At 63.8% G+C, this 5,699-nt stretch carries 6 protein-coding genes; 4 read left to right on the plus strand and 2 right to left on the minus strand.

Going from position 1 to position 5,699, the window contains the following annotated elements; translation table 11 throughout:
* The first annotated feature begins 231 nt into the window (after nt 1-231).
* Both CQ14_RS20400 and CQ14_RS20405 read left to right on the plus strand, forming a co-directional pair.
* Complete coding sequence (locus tag CQ14_RS20400; protein WP_057859642.1) at nt 232-420, plus strand: DUF4169 family protein; 189 nt, start codon at nt 232-234, stop codon at nt 418-420.
* Nucleotides 417-674, plus strand: coding sequence for a ribbon-helix-helix domain-containing protein (locus CQ14_RS20405; RefSeq protein ID WP_057859637.1), 258 nt, complete (start codon nt 417-419; stop codon nt 672-674). The genes CQ14_RS20400 and CQ14_RS20405 overlap by 4 nt, the downstream gene beginning before the upstream one ends.
* Before the next feature lie 156 nt (nt 675-830).
* Here CQ14_RS20405 and CQ14_RS20410 read toward each other — a convergent pair whose 3' ends face one another.
* On the minus strand, nt 831-1,409 hold the full coding sequence (locus CQ14_RS20410; protein ID WP_057859638.1) for a tetratricopeptide repeat protein: 579 nt from the start codon (nt 1,407-1,409) through the stop codon (nt 831-833).
* 296 nt (nt 1,410-1,705) lie between these two features.
* Here CQ14_RS20410 and CQ14_RS20415 point away from each other — a divergent pair.
* On the plus strand, nt 1,706-3,215 hold a 1,510-nt coding region (locus CQ14_RS20415), incomplete at its 3' end, for an ABC-F family ATP-binding cassette domain-containing protein (RefSeq protein WP_245320430.1).
* 242 nt (nt 3,216-3,457) lie between these two features.
* Complete coding sequence (locus CQ14_RS20420) at nt 3,458-4,399, plus strand: hypothetical protein (protein WP_057859639.1); 942 nt, start codon at nt 3,458-3,460, stop codon at nt 4,397-4,399.
* Between the two features lie 111 nt (nt 4,400-4,510).
* Here CQ14_RS20420 and coaA read toward each other — a convergent pair whose 3' ends face one another.
* The gene (gene coaA, locus CQ14_RS20425) at nt 4,511-5,467 is read right to left on the minus strand and encodes a type I pantothenate kinase (RefSeq protein WP_057859640.1); all 957 of its coding nucleotides are present in this window, start codon (nt 5,465-5,467) and stop codon (nt 4,511-4,513) included.
* Nucleotides 5,468-5,699: the final 232 nt, after the last annotated feature.

Consider the following 5,699-nt stretch of genomic DNA (forward strand, 5'->3'; position numbering starts at 1 on the left):
ATTATGGATGATACCTGAAGAATGAGGTTGATCATCTATCGCGATTGCGTTGACGCATGGTAGGAGCAAGGATTATTCGGTTTTTCGCAGAGCGAAATTTATTTTTTGATGCTATCAATGAGCGCTGGACGGGGAATTCCGGATGACCATTCAATTTGCTTGCGTGCTGCGTGACTTTTTTCTGCCCCATGAATCATCATGCCTTCGAGTCGCCGGATGATGGAGACGAACATGGGAGACGTGATCAACCTGAAGCGATTCAAGAAGCGTAACGAACGGGAACAATCGGCAAAACAGGCCGACGCCAACCGCGCGCGGTTTGGCCGGACCAAAGCCGAGCGCACGCTCGATGAACGTCGCAAGGATCGCGCCGCAAATCTTCTGGACCAGCACAAGCTCGATGACGGAGAGGCGTCATGAAGTCACCCGTCGTCAAACGCTCGATCGTCGTCGCCGGCCACAAGACCAGCGTCAGCCTCGAAGAGGCTTTCTGGAACGGCATGAAGGAAATCTCGGGCCTGCGGAACATGACGCTGTCCGAACTGGTCGGCGAGATCGACGGCAACCGCCAGCAGGGCAATCTGTCCTCGGCGATCCGCCTGTTCGTGCTCGACTACTTCCGCACCCGTGCCATGCCGACCGCCGCGCCGGACGCGCCGCGGCCGCAGGCTTAGAGCATCATCGGTTCTGATTGATTCAGAACCGATGCTCTGGATTCTTTGTTTGACGCGTTTTCTTCACGCGAACGGGTATCCATTTCGCTTGAACGCGCCATGGCTCCGATCAGGCGGACGCGTTGCACGGCGCCCGCCCCCTCTCCGTCGCAGGGCTCAATAGACGAGTCCGGTGCCGGGCGGCTTTTCGAGCGCCGCGGCCAACGACCGATACTCCTCGCAGCCGGTGCCGCAGATCGCCGCGATCCGGGTCAGATGATACGACGCCTGCTCGCGATTGCCCTGCTCGATCTGCCACAGGCCATAATACTGCCAGGTCAGCACGTGCTTCGGGTCCGCCTTCAACGCGCGCTCGTACCAGGTCTGCGACAGTCTGTAGTCGCCGAGCTTGCGATAGGAATAGCCGATCAGGTTGGCAACATCAGCATTGTCGTCGCGGCCGAGCGCCTTCAGCTGCGCGATGGCGTCAGCGTAGTCTTGTCGTTCGTAGATCGTTGCATGCGCGGCGCGATATCCCTGCCGGAAGGCGGCATCGTCGGCGCTCGACTGCTTGTTGGCCTTCTTCTTGGCCTTCGAGCTCGACTTCGCACCGGCCCCGGTGTTCGGCGGCGGCGGGGTGGCCGAGGGCGGGTCACCGCCGCCGCCCGCGGCAAAGGCGGGGACGGATGGCGGCGCAGCGATCAGCACCATTGAAAACATGGCCAGCGTTGCAAGCTTGATGGCCGACTTCATCATGCGAACCTCCGGTTTTCCTGCGTTAGTGAATCCATGGTCCAGCCGCAGGTACAGACCCCGCCGCAAGCGAAGTATTCCCGCCGGTTCGCCTGGAAAGCGTTGCGCCTTGCGGCAGGCTGGACGAATGATGACACAATGCGTATCTAATTGATGGGCGTCACAGTTCCGCTGCAAAGCGTGGGCGGAACCGACGAACGTCGTCTGAAGAACGCCATCGAGAGCCCTGGAGAGAGAAATGGACATCGCAAAGCTGACCACGCGCCTTGCGACTTCAGTCCAATTTCGGAAATCTCTCCATGCCTGCCTTTCTCATTCTGGATTCCATCTCTCTCGCCACGCCTGACGGACGCCCGCTGTTCGATGGACTGACGCTCGCGATTGGCGGCGAGCGCACCGGCCTTGTCGGCCGCAACGGCAGCGGCAAATCCACCTTGCTGCGCCTGCTCGCGGGCGAGATCGAACCCGCCGGTGGATCGCTGCAGCGCATCGGCTCGATCGGCATGCTGGCGCAACTGACCGACGAACGGCTGACGGTCGACGAGGCACTCGGCGTCGCCGACAGCCTTGCCCGGTTGCATCGGCTCGAACGCGGCGAAGGATCGCTTGATGACGCCGCGCAGGCGGACTGGACGTTGGAAACGAGGATACGGGCGGCGCTGACTGAGGCCGGACTGCCGTCACTGCCCATGGATCGCCCGATCGTCTCCTTGAGCGGCGGCGAGCGGACGCGGGTCGCGCTGGCGCGCCTCTTGATCGAGGCACCGGATCTGTTGCTGCTGGACGAGCCCACCAACAATCTCGATGCCGATGGCAGGCAGGCCGTGGCGCAATTGCTCGAGCGCTGGCAGGGCGGCGTCCTCGTCGCCAGCCACGACCGCGCGCTGCTCGAACGCGTCGACCGCATCGTAGAGCTGACGCCGGTCGGCATCACGATATTCGGCGGCGCGTGGCCGGCCTTTACCGAAGCGCGTGACGCCGCCCGCGCGCGCGCCGCCGACGATCTCGAGCGCGCCTCGGATGCGCTGCGCAATACCGAGCGCGCGGTGCAGAAGGCGCGCGAGAAGAAAGCGCGCCGCGACAAGGCCGGCCGCGCCTGGCGCGCCAAGGGCATCGAGGACAAGATGTTCATGGATCGCGAGCAGGAGCGCGCCGAGAACAGCGCCGCGCGCGAAAGCCACCTCGCCGGCCGCCTGCTCGGCGAACGCACCGAGGCGCTGGAAATGGCGAAAGCGCAGGTCGAGATCCTGACGCCGCTGTCGATCGATCTGCCGCGCACCGATCTGCCCGGCGGCCGCGAGCTCATTAACTTCAGCGACGTCGTGATGGCCTTCGGTGAGCGCCGTCTGTTCGGACCGCTGTCGTTCGAGGTTCGCGGACCCGAGCGGATCGCCATCCGCGGCGCCAACGGCTCCGGCAAGACAACCCTGTTCCGCCTGCTGACCGGCGAGCTGAGACCTGCGAGCGGCGATATCGGCCGCCGCACCGACCGTATTGCCGTGCTCGACCAGCATATCGGCCTGCTCGATCCCGCATCGAGCATCCTCGACAATCTGCGCCGCCTCAATCCGGAGCTCACGCCCAACGCAGCGCACGCGGCGCTGGCGCGGTTCGCATTCCGCAACAACGCGGCGCTGCAGATCGCGGCAACGCTGAGCGGCGGCGAGCGGCTGCGCGCGGGGCTCGCCTGCGTCTTCGCGCGCCCGCAGCCGCCGTTCCTGCTGCTGCTGGACGAGCCGACCAACCATCTCGATCTCGCCTCGATCGAGGAACTGGAAGATGCGCTGAAAGGATTCGACGGTGCGCTGANTCGCCGTCAGCCACGACGAAGCGTTTTTGCGGAGAATCGGGATCGAAAGGGAGATCGTGCTCGGCTAGGCCGCGCAATCATGACACCTGCGCACCCGCACCGAGAAATCGATAGAGGAATCAAACGATAAGCGCGCGATGAACGCTTTACGCGACCGATGCCACTAAGCTCATGATGAGCACCTGAGCCCAACGCTTTCATAGAGGCACTCAGAGAGGCTCTCGGAGACGGGAATCCGGCGATGAATCGTGTAACGAAAGGCATTTTGCACATCGGCGGCGGCCTGGCCGTCGCGACAATCGTCGCGGCCACGATGCTCAATCAGCGCCTGGATCTCCATCATCATTGTGACAGCGGTTTTTCAAGGCTGATCAGCTGCACCTACCAACGGTCATCGAAAAGCATCGGCCAAGGAACCCCGATATTCACCACCCCGTCGAGCACGCCTCCGACGTTCCAGCCAAGCTACGTCGACGTCACATCATGGGCCGTCGCCCATTGTCCGCAGAATTACATCGCCAGGCGCCTGCTCTGCGCCGCCTCGGTCACGGCACCCGTGGAGGCCGCGAGCGACGATCCCGACACCGGTCTGCCGGTGCCCAAGCCCTGGGTCCTCAGGACGGCGAAGAATTCACGGTTCATTGAGTCGGTTCACGTCGAGACGCCGCTCGATCTCGCGGCTGCGCTCGGCTTCTATCGCGGCGCGCTGAGCAAGCGCGGCTGGAAGGAGAATGACGGCGCGCTCGTCGAGCCCGACCGGGCCGTGATCGCGTTCACGACATCAGATGGACCGGCGCTGCTCCGCCTCATCTATCAGGACCACAGGACGATCGCGGACCTGTCGCGACATAAATCCGCCGCCGCGAATGCTGGCATCCTGCCGCAGCCAGGGCAGGTGCGGCTGAGGCTCGGCAACGCCACCGATGAAGAGACCGTCATCACCATCAACGAGCGGACCATCAAGTTGGCGACGCGCGCCGGACGCGATTTGACGGACGATCCTGAAACCGGACGCCGATCGCCTGATAGCCCGGAGATCGACCTGCCGCCGGGCAAGTACAAGGTCGCTCTCAAGGTCGCGAGCGACGCGGCGCAGAACCGGGAGTTCGAGGTCGCCGCCGATGAGACCTGGGGCCTGCTGGTCGGTCCGGCCGGCATCCCGCTCCCGGTGCACCTGTATTGACACTCAGAGGTCCGAGCTGCGCCGGAAACTGACCTGATCGCGCCGTCAACGCAGGGTGCAAGCGCCAGCCGCTCGAAGCCATTGTTCGATGAGCAACTCGGCCGCTTGACGCTAAAGCCGTCGCAGCGCCACCGTCTCGATGACGTGATCGGCCCCCTTGGTGAGGATCAGCGTCGCGCGCGGCCGCGTCGGCAGGATGTTTTCCTCGAGATTGGCGAGATTGGTGCGCTCCCAGATCGCCGTTGCGGTGGCGATCGCTTCATCGTCCGACAGCAGCGAATAACGATGGAAGTGGGACCTTGGATCGTGGAACGCGGTGTCGCGGAAGGTCAGAAAGCGCTGCACATACCAATCGCGCAGCACCGACACGTCCGCATCGATATAGATGGAGAAGTCGAAAAAGTCGGAGACGACGGGCACCGCCTTGCCGTGGCGCGGCAACGGCGCGGTCTGCAGGACATTCACGCCCTCGACAATGAGGATGTCGGGCCGGTCAACCTCCTGCCACTGGTTCGGAACGATGTCGTAGGTCAAATGCGAATAGACCGGCGCCCGCACCAGGCTTCGTCCGGCTTTGATGTCGCTCAGGAACGACAATAACCGCGCCCGATCGTAGCTCTCCGGAAATCCCTTCTTCTGCATCAGCCCATCGCGCTCCAGCACCGCTTTGGGATAGAGAAAGCCATCGGTTGTCACCAGATCGACTTTGGGCCGCGGCGACCATCGTGCGAGCAGCGCCTGCAGGACGCGTGCGCTGGTCGACTTGCCCACCGCAGCCGAGCCGGCGATACCGATGATGTAGGGGACCTTGCGGTCGCGGATTCCGAGAAACTGACGCTGCGAATAATAGAGCCGCTGCGCCGCATCGACATAGATCGACAGCAAACGCGACAGCGGCAGGTAGATCTCCTCGACCTCCTTGATGTCCAGGCGGTCGTGCAGCGAGCGCACCTGCGAGAACTCGCCGGGCTCCAGCGTCATCGGCGTGTCGTTGCGCAGCGCCGCCCACTGCTCTCGCGAAAAGATGCGGTAAGGGTTGTACCTCTGGTCGGGAGCACGGATATCCATGTCGCCGTCCCTCAAACTCTGGGGCGCTAATACCCGTGGAGAGCTTATCGGCCGCGGTGATGCTTGTCAGCCTCGATCGCCCGCTTGTGGCTGCGCGCAAATGGGCCCGCGGCCCTAATTGGACCGCGGCGGCGGGTTGGCGACCTGCGGGGTCAGCGCCAGTGGCGGACGCGGCGGCCTCGCCTTGGCGGCCCCCGGCGCGGGCTTGACGTCGATCGGCGGCGGCAGTGGC

The sequence above is a fragment of the Bradyrhizobium lablabi genome, assembly GCF_001440475.1.
GTDB classification, from domain to species: domain Bacteria; phylum Pseudomonadota; class Alphaproteobacteria; order Rhizobiales; family Xanthobacteraceae; genus Bradyrhizobium; species Bradyrhizobium lablabi.